This is a genomic window from Nocardia bovistercoris (genome assembly GCF_015674855.1).
Taxonomy (GTDB): domain Bacteria; phylum Actinomycetota; class Actinomycetes; order Mycobacteriales; family Mycobacteriaceae; genus Nocardia; species Nocardia bovistercoris.
This window is the reverse complement of record NZ_JADMLG010000006.1, coordinates 398,976-413,694: the sequence shown is the minus strand read 5'-3', so window position 1 is coordinate 413,694 and position 14,719 is coordinate 398,976. Positions and strand designations below refer to the sequence as shown.

General features: G+C 67.9%; 10 protein-coding genes. 7 read left to right on the top strand and 3 right to left on the bottom strand.

The window, feature by feature from the left end:
- Nucleotides 1-25 precede the first annotated feature (25 nt).
- Nucleotides 26-1,585, top strand: a complete 1,560-nt coding sequence (locus tag IT779_RS17445; protein ID WP_196150364.1) for an MFS transporter — start codon at nt 26-28, stop codon at nt 1,583-1,585.
- A 6-nt stretch (nt 1,586-1,591) separates the two neighbouring features.
- Here IT779_RS17445 and IT779_RS17440 read toward each other — a convergent pair whose 3' ends face one another.
- Nucleotides 1,592-2,689 carry a phosphotransferase family protein gene (locus IT779_RS17440; protein WP_196150363.1) on the bottom strand — a complete coding sequence of 366 codons (1,098 nt, stop codon included), beginning with the start codon at nt 2,687-2,689 and terminating at the stop codon, nt 1,592-1,594.
- Nucleotides 2,690-3,010: 321 nt separating this feature from the next.
- On the opposite strand from IT779_RS17440, the gene IT779_RS17435 reads away from it, so the two are divergent.
- Nucleotides 3,011-4,342 (top strand): flavin-containing monooxygenase, encoded by a 1,332-nt coding sequence (locus IT779_RS17435; protein WP_332838845.1) that lies wholly within the window; start codon nt 3,011-3,013, stop codon nt 4,340-4,342.
- Between the two features lie 4 nt (nt 4,343-4,346).
- Here IT779_RS17435 and IT779_RS17430 read toward each other — a convergent pair whose 3' ends face one another.
- Nucleotides 4,347-5,594, bottom strand: a complete 1,248-nt coding sequence (locus tag IT779_RS17430) for a cytochrome P450 family protein (protein WP_332838844.1) — start codon at nt 5,592-5,594, stop codon at nt 4,347-4,349.
- A gap of 168 nt (nt 5,595-5,762) precedes the next feature.
- On the bottom strand, nt 5,763-7,532 hold the full coding sequence (locus tag IT779_RS17425) for an acyl-CoA dehydrogenase family protein (protein ID WP_196150361.1): 1,770 nt from the start codon (nt 7,530-7,532) through the stop codon (nt 5,763-5,765).
- A gap of 999 nt (nt 7,533-8,531) precedes the next feature.
- Between IT779_RS17425 and IT779_RS17420 the strand changes: the two genes are divergently transcribed.
- From IT779_RS17420 to IT779_RS17400, 5 genes are all read left to right on the top strand, one after another.
- Nucleotides 8,532-9,821, top strand: coding sequence for a cytochrome P450 family protein (locus tag IT779_RS17420; RefSeq protein WP_332838843.1), 1,290 nt, complete (start codon nt 8,532-8,534; stop codon nt 9,819-9,821).
- A gap of 36 nt (nt 9,822-9,857) precedes the next feature.
- On the top strand, nt 9,858-11,069 hold the full coding sequence (locus IT779_RS17415) for a cytochrome P450 family protein (RefSeq protein ID WP_196150360.1): 1,212 nt from the start codon (nt 9,858-9,860) through the stop codon (nt 11,067-11,069).
- A gap of 202 nt (nt 11,070-11,271) precedes the next feature.
- On the top strand, nt 11,272-11,901 hold the full coding sequence (locus tag IT779_RS17410) for a TetR/AcrR family transcriptional regulator (RefSeq protein WP_196150359.1): 630 nt from the start codon (nt 11,272-11,274) through the stop codon (nt 11,899-11,901).
- Between the two features lie 114 nt (nt 11,902-12,015).
- Nucleotides 12,016-12,312: a hypothetical protein gene (locus tag IT779_RS17405; RefSeq protein WP_196150358.1), complete on the top strand. Its 297-nt coding sequence runs from the start codon at nt 12,016-12,018 to the stop codon at nt 12,310-12,312.
- A gap of 50 nt (nt 12,313-12,362) precedes the next feature.
- Complete coding sequence (locus tag IT779_RS17400) at nt 12,363-14,603, top strand: molybdopterin-containing oxidoreductase family protein (RefSeq protein WP_196150357.1); 2,241 nt, start codon at nt 12,363-12,365, stop codon at nt 14,601-14,603.
- Nucleotides 14,604-14,719 lie beyond the last annotated feature (116 nt).

The following is a 14,719-nucleotide window of genomic DNA, read 5'->3' as shown; positions in this document are numbered from 1 at the left end:
TGCCGGACGCTTTTCGGGAGGCAAGATGAGCCGGACGAAACAGTCGCTGGCGCCCGCGCAGTTCTGGGCGCTCGCGCTGTCGTGCGTCGCGGTGGCGCTGGTCATCGCGGGCATGGTGGCGCTCTACACCGCGCTGCCGAACATCGCCTCCGACACCGGGGCCACCCAGACCCAGCTGACCTGGATCACCGACGGCTACACCCTCGCGCTGGCCTGCCTGGTACTGCCCGGCGGCGCGCTCGGCGACCGCTACGGTCGCCGCCGGGTGATGGTCGGCGGCCTTTTCGTCTTCGCCGCCGCCTCGTCGCTCCCGCTGTTCATCGAGGGACCCGCCTGGCTCATCGCGGCGCGCGCGCTCACCGGCGTCGGCGCGGCCCTGGTCATGCCGTCCACGCTGTCGCTGCTGACGGCGGGCTTTCCCGAGCAGCGGCGCGGCTTCGCCATCGGGGTGTGGGCGGCGGCGGTCGCCTCGGGCGCCGTCGTCGGACTGCTCGGCACCGGACTGCTGCTGGCGAACTGGTCGTGGTTGTCGATTCCGGCGGCGATGGCGATCGCGGGCGTGGTCCTCGCGATCGCGGGCTGCACCGTGCCCGAATCGGTGGACGAGTCGCGACCGGCGTTCGACCTGTGGGGCGCGCTGCTCTCGGCGACCGCGATCGGACTGATCGTGGTCGCGGCCGCCGAGGTGCCCCGCGTCGGCTGGGGCGATCCGATCGTGATCGCCGCGATCGTCGGCGGCATCGGCGCCTCGGCGACGTTCGTCGCGGTCGAGTTGCGGGTCGATCAGCCGCTGCTCGACATGCGATTGTTCACCGACCGCGGCTTCGCGGGCGGCGCGTTCGCCGTCACCCTGCAGTTCCTCGTGGTGTTCGGCGTGTTCATGCTCATCGTGCAGTACCTGCAACTGATCCTCGGCTACGAACCGTTCGCGGCCGCGATCGCCCTGTCGCCCATCATGATTCCGATGTTGCCGATATCGCCGATCGCGCCGTGGCTGGCCGAGCGACTCGGACTCAGGGCGATCATCTGCGCGGGCATGGGGGTGACCGTCGTCGGCATGTTCGGCCTGGCCAGGCTGACGGTGGACAGCGCGTACATCGACCTGCTGTGGCCGCTGATGGTGCTCGGACTCGGCTTGGCGCTCTCGGCCACCCCGGCCACCGCCGCCATCGTGGCGGGCGTACCGGAACACAAGCACGGCGTCGCGGCAGCGGTGAACGACGCGACCCGCGAAGTCGGCGCGGCGCTCGGCATCGCCGTCGCGGGCAGCGTGCTCGCGGCGGGCTACACCGAACGCATCGCCGCCGTCACCGCGAAACTGCCCGAACAACTGCGCGGGCCGGTCTCGGATTCGCTGGCCGCCGCCCTCGGTGTCGCCGAGAGCATCGGTCCCGCCGCCCAGCCCGTAGCCGATCAGGCCAAGGAAGCCTTCGTGCACGGCGCGCGGCAGGCGGCGACCACCCTCGGCTTCGTGACGCTGATCGCCATGGTCGCCGCGGCGGTCTGGACGCCGGGACGGCGACGGCCCGAACCCGAGGCGGTCGCCGCGCCCGCCGAACCGGAACGGGTCGGCGGGTCGGAATAGCGGGATTCAGCTCGCGGCGCGGATCAGGTCGAGGGTGCCGAGTTCGCGGATCGCCCGGCAGCTGCGCCCGAGCATCACGAGGAACAGTTCCTCGCCGCGCGCCGTCGGGCTGGCGAACGCGCAGCCGAGCGCGGTGATCAGCGGCCCCTGCACCATGCCGAATCGGTAGTCCTGCCAGCAGGTCTCGCGACTGTAGTCGGTGACGCCGTGCGCGAGCAGGGCGCTGTGGTACGCGTCGACGAGATCGGATTCGCACGCCGCGCGGATCTCGGGGTCCAGGCTGGTCGCGGTGAAGTAGGCGAGATCGCGCGCGGGCAGGCCGATTCCGACGGTCTGCCAGTCGACCACGGCCACCCGGTCGGTGTCGAACATCAGGTTGTCGAGTCGGTAGTCGCCGTGCATCACCGCGTATCGGTCGGTGTGGGCGAGCAGCCAGGGGCCGACGAGATCCAGTGCCGCCGACATGGTTTCGCGGTCCTCGGCGCTCATGCGGTCGCCGACCCGTTCGAGGACCATGTCCGAGGCCATGCGCGCCACGTCGCCGAGCCCGCCCGCGCCCGCGGTGTCGCCGGGTTTGGGCATCGCCACCGGGAGTTCGAGCCAGGCCGGGTCACACCAGCTCGGTCCGTGCAGGCCCGCCAGCGCCGTCACCGCCAGGCGCGCCGCTTCGGCGTCGCAGCCCGCGATCTGGTCGCCCTGGACGGCGGGCGCGAGGTCGTCGAGGAGCAGGGCGAATTCGGCGCCGTCCTCGGTGATCTCGCTGTGATAACAGCGCGGAATGGGTGCGCGGGTGTGGTCGGCTACCTCGGTGTAGAAGGTGACCTCGCTGAGGTAGCCGAGGGTGACGCCTGCGCGGATCGAGTCGTCGCCCGTCGGCAGCTTGAGCACGAATGTGGCCGGGAGCGTGGTGGTTCCGGATCCGTAGCGGGGTGTGACGCGGAAGGTGGCGCCCGTCTGGCCGGTGCCGATCGGGGTGACCGCGACATCTTCGATCACCGCGTGGTGTCCGCCCGCGCCGAGTACCGTCTGGAGCCATGCGCCGGTGACGTCCTCGGCGCGGCGGGGGATCGGCGGTGCGGTGGTCGGTCGGTCGGGTGCGGCCATCGGTATACCTCGGATTCGGAATCGTGGACAGGATCGTGCGCCGGGCGGTGCGTGCGACGCGGCCGGGCGAACCGGACGCCCCCGAAACTCTTCGAAAACGCAACGGTAACGCTTACCGTACTGTACGTGACAGGGGTGCGCGCCGGAGCGGATTCGAGCGCGTCCCCGGTCTCGCGACCGCGCCGCCCGACCGCGCTGATCAGTGTGTTGACATGAGTCGGAGTATATTGACGCGCGTCAGGTAGAGCAATACGATCGGCGCACCGGTTCCTCGCGGACGGCCGGGTGGCCTGCCGTCGCGTAATGGCCAATGGAGGACATGTGGCACACCCGAGAGTCGCGGTGATCGGCGCGGGCATCAGTGGCTTGACCACCGGAAAGATGCTCGCCGACCGCGGTATCGACTACACCTGTTTCGAATCGTCGGACCGCATCGGCGGCAACTGGGCGTTCGGCAATCCGAACGGGCATTCCAGCGCCTATCGCTCCCTGCACATCGACACCTCGAAGTATCGGCTGTCCTTCCGTGATTTCCCGATGCCCGAGCACTATCCCGACTTCCCGCACCACACCGACATCAAGCGCTATCTCGACGACTACGCCGAGCACTTCGGCCTGCTCCGCAATATCGAATTCGGCAATGCGGTACGGCACGCGCGGCGACTGCCCGAGGGCGGCTGGGAGATCGAGTCGGCGAACGCCACCGAGCGCTTCGACATGCTCGTGGTCGGCAACGGCCACCACTGGGACCCGCGCCTGCCGGACTTTCCCGGCGAGTTCACCGGCGCCGCCTTCCATTCGCATTCCTATATCGACCCCTACACGCCGCTCGACCTGCGCGATATGCGCGTGCTGATCGTCGGCATCGGCAACAGCGCCGCCGATATCGCCGTCGAGGTGTCCTCGCGCAGCCTGGGCACCGAGGTGTGGCTGTCCACCCGGTCGGGGTCGTGGATCGTCCCGAAATACCTGGCGGGAGTGCCCGGCGACCGCTACTACCGGACCGTGCCGTACGTGCCGTTGACCTGGCAGCGGAAATTCGCCCAGATCTTCACGCCGGTGCTCGCGGGCAAACCGGAGAAGTACGGATTGCCCACGCCCAACCACAAATTCTTCGAGGCGCATCCGACCCAGTCGGTGGAATTGCCGTTGCGGCTGGGTTCCGGCGATATCGTGGCCAAGCCGAACGTCACCCGGCTCGACGGGAAAACCGTGCACTTCGAGGACGGATCACACCACGACTTCGACGTGATCATCTACTGCACGGGATACAACATCACCTTCCCGTTCTTCGATCCCGAATTCATCAGCGCCCCGGACAACCGCATCGACCTGTACAAGCGGATGTTCGCGCCCGGCATCGACGACCTGGTCTTCGTCGGATTCGCGCAGCCGTATCCGACGCTGTTCCCGTTCGTGGAATGCCAGGCCCGCCTCGTCGCCGCCTTCGCGGCGGGGGAGTACGCGCTGCCGAGCGCGGACCGGATGCGCCGGGTCATCACCGCCGACCACCAGAAGTTCAACGGGCACATGGTCGCCAGGGCCAGGCACACCCAGCAGGTGGACTACTTCGTCTACGAGCGCGACATCAGGAAGCGTGAGCTGCCCGCGGGCAAGCGCCGAGCGCGCGCCCGCGTGCGAAGCGGCTCGTGAGCGGTCAGAGTTCGAAGGGCGGGGACGGGGGGAAGACGACGGGGAACGAGGCGAGCGCCCGGTGGAAGGGGCCGGGGCGCCACTCGAGCGCGTGCGGGGGGACCGCGAGCCTGATCTCGGGGAGCATGTCGAGAAGGTAATCGATGACCAATCTCGCCAGCATGATCCCGTATTCGCGGGCGGGCGCCGGGCACGCGTGCGGCCCGGTGCTGTAGGTGAGCACCCAGCTGTTGTCCAGGGACTGGCCGTTGTTCATCTTCGGGTCGGTGTTGCAGGCGGTCATGCTGATGATGATGGGCTGGTGCGCGGGCAGCCAGACGCCTTCGAGCAGGATGGGGTGGCGCGGGTAGGTGATGCAGTAGTTCGCCATGGGCGGGTCGGTGGTCAGCCGTTCCTGCAGCGCGGTCGTCGTGGTGATGTGCGGGCTGTCGTATCCGCCGAAACGGGTGTCGGTCAGGATGAGCAGCAGGGTGTTGGTGATGAGGTTGAGCGGCGGTTCGACGCCCGCGGCGAAGAGCAGGACCAGTTGGTGGACCATTTCCTCGTCGGTCAGTTTCGCCGGGTGCTGGATGAGCCGGGTGGTGATGTCGTCGCCGGGATACTCGCGTTTGAGCGCGGTGAGGTCGAGCAGCGCGCCGCCCATGATGGCGTTGACCGTATCGGTGTCAACGCCGTCGAACATCGCGGCACTGGCCTCGGCGACCCGCTCGCCGATATCGGGCGGACAGCCGAGCACCTGGCAGAAGACCGTGAAGACCAGCGGAGACACGTACTGGAGCAGGACGTCGGCCCTGCCGTCCTGGCAGAAGTTGTTGATGAGCGGCGCGGCGGATCGCTCCACGATGGGCTGCACGGTGTACAGGTCCATTCCGGCGAGCGCGGCGACAATGGATTCGCGGTAGCGGGTGTGCGCGGGTCCGCTCGTGCGGATCGCGTTCGGCCTGGCTTCGACCATCGGCATGATCGGAATGCCGGGCGGCACCGTTTTCTGCCAGATGCTGGGATCGGCGGGGAAGTGTTCCGGATCACCGAGGATTCGGACGGCGGTGTTGTAGTCGACGACCAGTGTCGCGGGCACCCCCGGCCACATCTCCACCGGCACGAGAGCCCCGTATTCCGCGCGCATCCGCCGGTAGGCGGAATGGGGGTCGGCGGCGAATTCCGGAGTGTAGATCGGGATTCGAGTAGGGCCGTCTTCGATCGTCGAAGTCGAGCTGGCGGCAGCACCCTGAAGCGGTTGCTCAGGCTCCACATGGTCTCCTAGATATCGGTTGCGGCAGCATCCTACCCAAGGAAGCGCCGCGGCGAAGACCTATGTTGTTCGGCTCCAACGGGATTGTGGCGAGGCGTAACGCGCAGGCGCGCGCCGCCGCCGGAAGTCCGACGGCGGCGCGCGTACCCGATACCGCGACAGCGGATTTCAGTGCTGATCGTCCTCGGCGATGCGAGAACTCCACGCGCTGGGCAGATCGTCGGACAGCACCGGCGCGCCGAGGATCGCGTCGTCGAACTCGAACGCGTCGAGCAGGGCGGGCACGTGCTCGGCGAGGGTGTCGACGGCCTTGTGCAATTGCTGTTCGATCGTCGCGACCGCGGCGATGTCGAGCAGGCCGTGGGTGAGGTACCAGGTGGTGTTCCGATCGAGGTACTGCAACGTGAAAACGTCACGCACGGCGGCGATCTCGGGATGCTCGGCACTGGCGTCGAGCAATGCCGCCGCCTGCGCCGTGCAGTACGCCTCGGCCAGGTTCAGCGCCTCGGGGATGATCGCGAGCCGCCCCGAGAGCTCCGATGTCGCCAGATGCCGCTGGGCTTCGTGCGCGATCGTCAGGGTGCGGGCCTCGAGCAGCCGGGTGCGGTCGGCGGGGTCCGCCGGATCGTGCGGTGCGGGCGCGGGCGGCGTTGCGGTCGCGAGTCGCCGGGCCAGTACGCGTCCGCCCACCGAACCGAGGACGTGGCAGTCGCCTTCGCCGGTGATGGCCGCGTGGCAGACACCGAGGTAGTCGGCGACCCGGTTGGCGCTGAACATGCCCTGCGCGCCCATCTTGATGCGGCAGTGCGTGACGGTCTCCAGCGCGTGCGGCTGGATGAAGTACTTGGCCAGCATCACCGCGACCACCGTGTCGCGATCGGTGAGATCGCTGTCGGCGAGCGTGGTCTTGATCGCGTTGCCGTAGATGGTGCGCGCGACCGTGCCCGCGAGATCGGCGAGCAAGGTGTCGCGCACGTGCGGGATCTCGATCATGCGCGGGGTGTCGACGAGGGTCAGCGGCACCGTGCGCTTGGCGGCGTAGCTCAACGCGATGTAGAGCGAGGCGCGGGCCGCGGAGGTGAGGCAGGACGAGAGCGCGAGCCGCCCGACGGTCAATTGGCTGATGGCCGAGGCGAATGCGCGTTTGTGGCTGTCCGCGTCACGCCAGGTGAGTACGCCCGCGTCGTCGATGTCGGCGAGGTCGTTGCTCAGCCACGCGTCGCGGTCGACCCGGAGCTGGTCGAAGCCGATGACCGAGTTGTCCATGATGACCAGGGGCTGATGGTCGAGTTGGGTGATGGTCACGCCGGGGCAGGGATCGCCGTTGGCGTCGCGTAGTCGGGCGGTGAAAAGGTGCACGCCCTGGTCGGTTCCGGTGGAGTCGATGAGCCGCGCGCCGATGACGCAGACCCTGGCGACCGGAATCCCCACCGATGGCATGAATTTCCGCGCCCTCGGGGTGGGCGTGTTCAGGACGAAGCCGTCGCCGTCCCAGGTGGCGGTGGTCTGCATGAAGCCGATGTTGGAGCCGCACCCGTATTCGGTGAGCAGCATGACGCCGACGGCGGAGGCGTCGTCGAGATCGTTCAGATACGGTGCGGCCGAATCGGAATCGGTGAGGGTGGACAGGCTGCCCGTGGCCAGGTTGAAATGTCCCGAGATGAGCGGGATGAGGTCGGTGGCCAGTACCGCGGACCAGTCGAACACCGCGAACAGCGCGGGCAGGTCGGTCGCGGTCTCGCGGGTGCTGCCGATCTCCTTGACCAGGTAGCGCAACTGGTCGTAGGCGTTCTCCCGCCGCCGCTCCTGACTCAGCCGGTCGGTGACCGCGAAATCCGGATTGATCAGGACGTCTTGCAACCGTTGGTGGAATTCGAGGTCGCCGTGTCTGAGCACGTCGGCCAACGGGGTGATTTTCTCGGACCCTTGCGCGGTCATAGCCGCCTCCTTGATTGTTTCCGATCCCAGCGGCGTATCCGCTGCCGTTGGGCATATCGAGGTCATCACCTGAACCTCGACGCGCCGGGACGGGCCTGCGGCGTGCGTGCGCACGGTCGCGGCCGTTGACCGGAACGGGAGGTCCGCGGATCACCTGTCGGCAGATCAGCGCACCTTTACGAAATGAATTGTCCTGGTGCTTGTTTCGCGGACTGCCGCCCGATCCGGGGGCGGATGTCGGTGCGGCGGAGGATGTGACCCGGAGGGGTCGAAGGCGGGAGTGGGTGGCGTCAGGGGTTCGGCCGTCGGGCGCTGCGCGCGCGCTGCCGGGCCGTAGGTGTGGTCCCGCAATCGTTCTACATGGCATTTTTCATGTTTGCCATCAACTGCTTGGGACACGAAACATATTTTGCCACATAATCGCTCGATGCGCTGCCCGGAAAATTTTAATACGAGGCGGTCGGTTTTATTTGTGGCCGTTCAGCTTCACCCGCCCCCGCGCGGTCGTGGCGCGTGCGGGGAAGCGTAGCGCGGCCGGAGCTCGCCGTCGCGCCATCCGACGGATGCGTCGCGCGGCCGCTGTCCCCGGCCCCGGACGCGCACCTCGTCGCCGTGGCTCCGACGCAGGTCGGCCAGGTACGCCGAATCGACCGAAGTCCTGATCACGCAGCTTTTTCCGCGATTCGATTCGAAATCACCCTCCCCGTGGGGGGTTGTCGCGGCACGGGTGTCGTGTGAGAGTATCTGCCGATGCGCAGGCGACCCGGGGCCGTGGTGCGGCACTTCGCACCCGAGAACGTCGACCGGTATGCGTGGTCGGACTCGGGTGAGTTCGGTCTGTTCGAGGAAATCAGAAAAGGTCTGTGAATAAAGCCATCTTGAAAGCATTGCCATTGTGGAATTCCGGAATACCGGGCGCGAATATCGTCCCGGCGCCGGTCGCCGGTTCGAGCGGAGCACGTCGACTATCCGTGCCCGCGCACCGCGAGGAGGCCGCCCGTGTCTGATTCGGTGGTAGCGGGCAGGACGTCGAACGAGTTCCGCTCGCGGTCGGAGCAAGCGCCGGGCATGGCGCCGCAGCGTCGCATCCAGATGTACACGCCCGACTTCGCGTCCGATCCGCACGGAACCTACGCCCGGATGCGGGTGGAGTTCGGGGCGTTGGCGCCGGTCGAGTTGTCGCCGGGCGTGCCTGCGACCTTGGTGCTCGGCTACGACCTCGCGCGCCGAATCCTGAACGATCCCGACCACTTCCCGGCGGACCCGAGGGAGTGGGAACGCGATATCCCGCCCGACTGTCCGGTGCTGGCGATGATGCGCCATCGGCGAAACGCGCTGCGCAGCGCGGGAAGCGCGCACGAGCGTTACCGGCGGCCGACGAAAGAGGCCGTGGAGGAAGTCGACCTTTTCACCCTGCGGTACATGGTCGAGGAAGTCGCGATAACGCTGATCAACGACTTCCGCACCGAAGGCGCGGTCGATCTGCTCGACCGGTACATCCTGCCCCTCGTCTTCACCGTCTTGAACACCATGCTCGGCGTCGAACCCGATATCGGCGCCAGGGTGGCGGCGGGGATGGCCGCCATGTTCGAGTCCGGCGAACAGGCCGCCGCCGGGGAACGAAGCCTGATGGACGCGTTGCAGGAGCAGGTCGACCGCAAGCGCGCCGCCGGCGGTGACGACATCACGGCACGGTTGATCGCCCACTTCCACGAGCTCGACGACGAGGAGGTCGTCCAGCAGTTGGTGACCTTCTACGGCGCGGGAATCGAGCCGATGGTCCAGCTGATCGCGAACGCGTTGCGGATCATGCTGACCGACGAGCGCTTCGCGGGCGGCGTGATCGGCGGGAGTCTGGTGACCAGGGACGCGTTGGACGTGGCCCTGTTCGAGGATCCGCCACTGGCCAACTACTGCATCTCCTACCCGCCCGCGCCCGTGCTGATCGACGACGTCTGGCTGCCCGCGCATCGGCCGGTGGTGATCGGAATCGCCGCGGCCAACAACGATCCCGGGGTCAACAGCGGCAATCGCGACGGCAACCGCTCACACCTTGCCTTCAGTATCGGACCGCACGCGTGCCCGGCCAGGGACGCGGCCTACCTGATCGCCGAGACCGCGATCGACCAGCTGCTCGATATGTTCCCCGACATCGAGCTCGCGGTCCCGGTGTCCGAACTGGAATGGCGCCCCGGGCCTTTCCACCGCGCCTTGACGGCGCTGCCGGTGACGTTCCCGGCGGCTCCGGTCGCTTTCCCGGTTCCCGATCACCGCGTGCGAAGCCGCTGACGTCCAGAATTTCCAGCCGATCAGGAGAGTTCGATCATGTCCGAGCCAGCGACTCCGTTGGTCCTCAACACCGCGGGCGCCGATATCCAGGGCGAGTCCGCCGAACTGCGCAGGCGCGGCCGCACCGCGCTCGTCGAACTGCCCGACGGGATCACCGCGTGGGCGGTGTCGGACGCCGCGCTGCTCAAGCAGCTGCTGCTCGACCCGCGCGTATCCAAGGACGCCCGTCAGCACTGGGACCTGTTCCCGCGGATCAGCCCCACGTGGGCGCTGTATACCTGGGTGGCGGTGGAGAACATGTTCACCGCGTACGGCGGCGACCACACCCGGCTGCGCGGTCTGGTCCGAAAGGCGTTCACGCCCAAGCGGATCGCGGAGATGCAACCGCGGATAGCGGGCATCGCCGACGCGCTGCTGGCCGACCTCGCCGCCGCGCCCGCAGGGGAAATCGTGGATCTGCGAGAAGGTTTCGCCTATCCACTGCCGATCCGGGTCATCGGAGACCTGATGGGGGTTCCCGAGGACCTCTGGGCGGGCCTGCGCACCTGTGTCGACGACATCTTCGACACCGACCCGGCCAAGGGCGCCATGGCCTATCAGAACATGCAGGAGATCCTGTCCGACCTCGTCGGTCGCCGCCGCGGCGAGCCGGGGGACGACCTGACCAGTGTGCTGATCTCGACCAGCGACGAGCACGACGGCAGCCTGTCGAAGCAGGAGTTGATCGACACGCTGCTGTTGATCATCAGCGCCGGTCACGAGACCACGGTGAACCTGCTCGACCAGGCGATCGTGGCGATGCTGACCCACCCCGAGCAGTTGGCGAAGGTGCGGGCCGAGCCGCGGCTGTGGGATGCGGTGGTCGAGGAGACGTTGCGGTTCGAGGCCCCGGTCGCGCACCTTCCGCTGCGCTACGCGGTCGAGGACATCGAGATCGACGGTGTCCGCATCGAGAAGAACGAGGCGATCCTCGCCTCCTACGCGGCGGCCAACCGCGACCCGAACGTCTACGGCGCCGACGCGGACGCCTACGACATCGGACGATCCACCACCGAACACCTGGCTTTCGGCTGGGGCGCGCACCGCTGCCTCGGCGCGAACCTCGCCAGGTTGGAGGGCACGGTGGCGCTGCGAGCGCTGTTCGAGCGGTTCCCCGACATGCGCCTCGCGGCCGACCCGTCGGAACTGGGCGCGGTCCCCGGTTTCATCTCCAACGGACACGCACGGGTGCCCGTCTACCTGAAGTAGGCGAATTCCGTAGACCACCCCGGCGGGCCGCGTGCGCTCGCCGGGGTGGTCGAATCGCCGCATCGACCGCTGATCTGTCGAATCGGGCAGGGGCTACTCTGTCGATCCCGCGAGCCGACGGGCCCGTACGCCCTCGCGGCGCAGTCGTGTGTGAACTATTGTCGACACATGTCGAATCGATACGACGGTCGGGTGGGCACACATGGCGGATAGCGATCAGCTCGCCGAGGTGTTGGATCGGCGTGCGCCCAAACGGGGGGATCAGCGGCGGGAGGCGCTGTTGCGGGCGTTGGACGTGCAGCTCGCCGAACGGTCGCTCGACGATATCAATATCGCCGATCTGACCTCGGCGGCCGGTGTCAGTCGGTCGGCGTTCTACTTCTACTTCCAGGACAAGGCCGCCTGCGCCGCCGCGCTCGGCGACGAGTTCTACAAGGAAGTGGTTGCGGCCAGTCGGGCGCTGATCGACGGGCCGGGTGAGCCGCGCGAGAAGCTCGAGCGGATGCTGCGGCAGCTGTTCGCCGCAGCCGAGAGCCACAAGCACTATTTCAAGGCGATGATCGTCGCGCGCAGGCGCAACCCGAATGTGCGGGATCTGTGGGACGCCTCGCGCGCCTCGTTCGTGGAACCGGTCGCCGAGCTGATCGAACAGGAGCGGCGGGCCGGGCTCGCGCACCTCGAGCCGGACAGCAGGACCTTGACGCGGGTGCTGCTCGAACTCAACGAATACGCGATCGAACAGGCGTGCTCGGACGAGCCGCCCGCCATCGCGGACCGGATCGAGGCATTGCTGGCCATCTGGTCGCGGGCGATCTACATCGAGTCGGTGTGAATGCATCGCGGGCGATTCACCGAAAAACCGGCTACCGGGTCCGATATCTACTGTAATCTCAACAGTAATATATTCGGTCCGGTCTCGGCCGGTGGAGCACGAGGGTGGACGTCGATGAAGGACTACCACAACGAGCGAGTCGACCCGAGCCGGCGGCGCCCGTCCGACGAACCGGTCCTCGGCGACCTGATCGCGGTGACGAGCAGCGACATACTCGACTACTTCGCCAAATGCCCGCACTGCGGATACGCGATCCAGGCGACGGAGACCGTCAAGACCTACTCGCGCGGGCTGATCGAACGCACGATCTACCACACCTGTGGCCTGCCGTGCGGATGGCACGATTCCACGCGGGCGATCATGGAAGTGCCGCGGCGGGACAACGATCGAACACGCTTCCGCGTCTCCTGACTCCGGGGAGCGCGCAAGGGTATCGGAGCACGCGAAAGGCGCGAAACCATATGCCGGACACCGAGAACAAGACGACCTTCTGCCGAATCTGCGAGCCGCTGTGCGGCATGGTCGCCACCGTCGAGGACGGTCGGCTCACGAAACTGCGCCCGGATCGCGACCATCCGCTCTCCGCGGGATTCGCCTGTCAGAAGGGTATCGCCTTCGCCGAGATCGTCAACGATCCCGACCGCGTGACCACCCCGCTGCGCCGCACGCCCGACGGATTCGTGGAAGTCGGCTGGGAGGAGGCGATGTCGGATATCGCGGCGCGTCTCACCGCGATCCACCGTCGCCACGGTTCCGGCGCCATCGGCTGGTACATGGGCAATCCCGCGGCGTTCAGCTACTCGCATCTGTTCGGGGTGACGGCCTTCATCAAGGGCATCGGCTCCGACGCCCACTACTTCACCGCCTCCACCCAGGACACCAGCAGCAGGCTGCTGGCCAGCCAATTCCTCTACGGATCGCCGCTGGCGGTGCCGATTCCCGACCTGGCGCGCACCGACCTGCTGATCATGATGGGCGCCAATCCGCTGGTCTCGCACGGCAGTCTGCTGACCGCGCCGCGCATCAAGGACCGGCTGCGCGAGATCATCGACCGCGGCGGCCGGGTGATCGTGGTCGACCCGCGCCGCACCGAGACCGCCGCCGAATACGAATGGCTCGGCATCGTGCCCGACGGCGACTCCGCGCTGCTGCTCGCGATGCTCAATGTGCTGTTCGCGGAAGGACTCGTCGACGAGAAGCGGGTCGCGGCGCTGGCCGACGGCCTGGAGTGGCTGCGGCGGCAGTGCGCGCCGTTCACCCCGGAAGCCACCGTCGAGAACCACGGAATCGACCCCGACCGGGTGCGCGAGCTGGCCAGGACCCTCGCCGCCACGCCGCGCGCCGCCGTCTACGGCCGATTCGGCACCAGCGTCGGCCGCCACGGCACCCTGGCCTCCTACCTCATCGACGTCGTCAACCTGCTCACCGGTCACCTCGACCAGCCCGGCGGCAGCGTGTTCAGCACCCTGGGCATACCGGGCCAGCGCGCCGGGATGATGGCGATGGGCGCCTCGCTGCGGCGGACCTACCGGCGCAAGCGCACCCGCATCGGCGGCTTCCGTGCCGTGATCGGCTCCGAGCCCGCGGCGCTGATGGCCAAGGAGATCGCGGTGCCGGGCGACCGGCAGATCAAGGCGCTGTTCGTGAGCGCGGGCAACCCGGTGCTCTCGGTGCCCAACGGTGACGAATTGGAGTCCGCCGCCGCCGGTCTCGACCTCATGGTCGGCCTCGACCTCTACGTCACCGAGACCACCGCGCACTGCGACTACATCCTGCCCGTCACCACCATGTACGAGCGCGACGATTTTGCGATCACCTTCCAGCAGTTCCAGGCCACCCCGTTCCGCCAAGCCACCGACGCGGTCGTCGCGCCGCCAGGACTGGCCCGCTCGGAATGGGAGATCATCGACGACCTGATGCGCAGATTGTCGCTGCGCACACCGATATTCGCCGTATTCGGCGCCATGCGCTTCCTGCTGCGCCGGTTCGGGCGCGAGTTCCATCCGCGACCGGTGATCGACATGATCATCCGGCTCGCCGACGGCGGAAACCGCTTCGGGCTGCGGCGATCCGGTCTCACCTTCCGCCGCCTGATCGGAGAACACCCGCACGGCAAGGTGCTCGGGGACAACATCCGCACCGGAGTCCTCGGTGAGGTCGTGGCCTACCGCAGGCCACGGCTGCGCCTCGCGCACCAGGACATCGCCGCCGAGATCGCGCGCATGTCCGAATACGCGCTGCCGCAGGACTATCCGATGCGGTTGATCGGCATGCGCGAACCCGCCTCGGAGAACTCGTGGATGCACAACCCGCCGCTGCTGTGGCGCAGCGGGAAACGGCAGCAGCGCGCCCTGATCCACGTGGCCGACGCCGCGCGCTTCGGCATCGAGGACGGCGACCCGATGCGGATCACCTCGCCGCACGGGGAGATCGTGCTGCCCGCCGGGGTGACCGAGGACATCATGGCGGGCGTGGTGGCCGTGCCGCACGGCTACGGGCACAAGGGAACCGGCGGATGGCGCAATGCCAATCGCGCGGGCGGCGCGAATGTGAACCTGCTGATGTCGAGTGATCCCGACGACGTCGAGGCGCTGGCGGGCATGTCGCAACTGGTCGGCGTTCCGATTCGAGTCGCCCGTGACGACGACGCGCCGCGCCGGGGCAGTGACGCGGTCGAGGAGCCTGTGGGCGCGGAAGTCTGAGCCGTCGGATGAGGCGGGCCGGACACGATCCGTTCGGCCCGCATTTCGTTGTCGCGGCCGGGATACCCGCGGTCGGTAGACATCTTCCGCCTACGGCCCCGAGTTGTCGCCGGGTG